Source organism: Xanthomonas sp. SHU 308 (assembly GCF_000364645.1).
Taxonomy (GTDB): domain Bacteria; phylum Pseudomonadota; class Gammaproteobacteria; order Xanthomonadales; family Xanthomonadaceae; genus Xanthomonas_A; species Xanthomonas_A sontii.
Map to the genome: position 1 here is coordinate 1 of NZ_AQOK01000764.1, position 1,908 is coordinate 1,908.

At 70.1% G+C, this 1,908-nt stretch carries 2 protein-coding genes; one reads left to right on the top strand and one right to left on the bottom strand.

The genetic code is table 11. From position 1 onward, the window contains the following. Positions 1–135: 135 nt before the first annotated feature. A complete protein-coding gene (locus D588_RS0119955; RefSeq protein ID WP_017917245.1) occupies positions 136–1,410 on the bottom strand; it encodes a YihY family inner membrane protein in 1,275 nt (424 codons plus the stop codon). Positions 1,411–1,486: 76 nt separating this feature from the next. On the opposite strand from D588_RS0119955, the gene D588_RS0119960 reads away from it, so the two are divergent. Then, on the top strand, positions 1,487–1,908 hold a 422-nt coding region (locus D588_RS0119960; RefSeq protein WP_017917246.1), incomplete at its 3' end, for an NAD(P)H-dependent oxidoreductase.

Sequence of the window (1,908 nt, forward strand, 5' to 3'; positions counted from 1 at the left end):
GGGCGGGCGGCGCCTTGGGCGCGGTGGACGACGCGGTGGTCGCGGCGCCGTCGGCCGGCTTGGGCGTGGGCTGGCGGTCGCACCCGGCCAGCAGGGCGGCAGCGGCGAACAGCGGGAACAGCAGGCGCATGGCGGTCATGCAAGGTCTCCAATCTCGGTGTAGAGGTCGCCGACGCGACGCTTGAGCACGTCGCGCAACGGCAGGCGCAGTTCGTCCAGCGCGCGGCACGCCGCCTGGCCCAGGGCGTCGTCGCGGCACGGCAGATAGGTCTCGACGACAGGGATGCGCAGTTGGCAATTCTCGTACAGCTCGGCCACCGGCACGTCGCTCAGGTCGCGAGCCAGCATCCAGTCGCCCTGCTCGGTACGACTGAGCAGGCGGATGCGCTCCAGTTCGCACAGCAGTTCCTGCACCAGCGAATCGGTCAGCATCGGCTCCAGTTCCAGGAGTTGGTCCTCATGCAGCCCCCTGCCCTGCCTGCGCGCCTGCGCGAAGCGCCCGAGCAGGCGCAGCAGGCCGTAGATCTCATAGCCGGCGGGCAGGCGCATCGAGGCCGGCTGGTAGCGGAAGGCGGCGATCGAAGAGGACACCGAGGCGCCGAGCAGGATCGCGATCCAGCTCAGGTAGATCCACAGCAGGAAGATCGGCACGAACGCGACCGTGCCGTAGATGCGCTGGTACGACTGGAAGCTGCCCAGGTACAGGCTCAGGCCCCATTTCACCAGTTCCAGCAGCAGCACCGCCAGCAGTGCACCCGGCACCGCATGGCGCAGCTTGACCGTGTGATGCGGCACCACCCGGTACACCAGGGTGATGCAGACGAATTCGATCAGCACCGGCGCCACGCTCAGCACCACCTGCGCCAGCAGCCGGCCCTCGCTGGTCTTGAACAGCGGCAGCGCGAAGAACCGCGCCGACACCGCCAGCGACGCCGCGGCCAGCAGCGCGCCGAGGGTCAGCACGGTCCAGTACACCAGGAAGCGGGTCAGCTGCGGCCGCGCCGACACCACCCGCCAGATCTGGTTGAAGGTCTGCTCGACGCTGTTGAGGGTGATCAGCAGCGAGACCACCAGCGCGATCACACCGGCGGTGGTCAGTTGCCCGGCGCTGGCCGAGAACTGCCGCAGGTAGGACTCCACCGAACGCGCCGCGGCCGGCACGAAGTTGGAAAAGATGTAGTCGCTGAGCTGGTCGCTCCACTTGTCGAACACCGGGAACGCCGACAACACCCCGAACACGACCACCGCCAGCGGCACCAGCGCGAAGATGGTGGTGTAGGCCAGCGAGGCCGCGGCCTGGAACAGGCGGTCGTCGAGGAAGCGCCGCCACAGGAAGCCGGCGAAGCTGCGCATGCGCGCGCGGTCGCGCAGGCGATCGGCCCAGAGATTGACGGTGTCCAGCGGCTGCATCGGGCAAGGGTACCCGATGCGCATGGACGCCGGCATCGTCGATACTGGCGGTCGTTCCGATCCACGAGAGGGCCGCATGGCCGAGATTCTGGTCCTGTACTACAGCCGTGGAGGCTCGGTGGCGCGCCTGGCGCGGCAGATCGCGCGCGGCGTCGGCGAGGTGCCGGGCATGACCGCGCGCCTGCGCACCGTGCCGCCGGTGGCGGCGGTCACCCAGACCAGCGCACCGCCGGTGCCCGACAGCGGCGCGCCGTACGTGGACGCCAGCGACCTGCGCGAGTGCGTGGGCCTGGCGCTGGGCAGCCCGACCCGCTTCGGCAACATGGCCGCGCCGGTCAAGCACTTCATCGACGGGCTCGGCGCCGACTGGGCCAGCGGCACGCTGGCCGGCAAGCCGGCGGCGGTGTTCACCTCGACCGCGTCGCTGCACGGCGGCCAGGAAGCCACCCTGCTGTCGATGCACCTGCCGCTGCTGCACCACGGCTGCCTGATCGTCGG

What these genes read in the sequence shown, in the direction of transcription:
- D588_RS0119955 (WP_017917245.1), bottom strand. Translation starts at nt 1,410, where the DNA reads ATGCAGCCGCTGGACACCGTCAATCTCTGGGCCGATCGCCTGCGCGAC.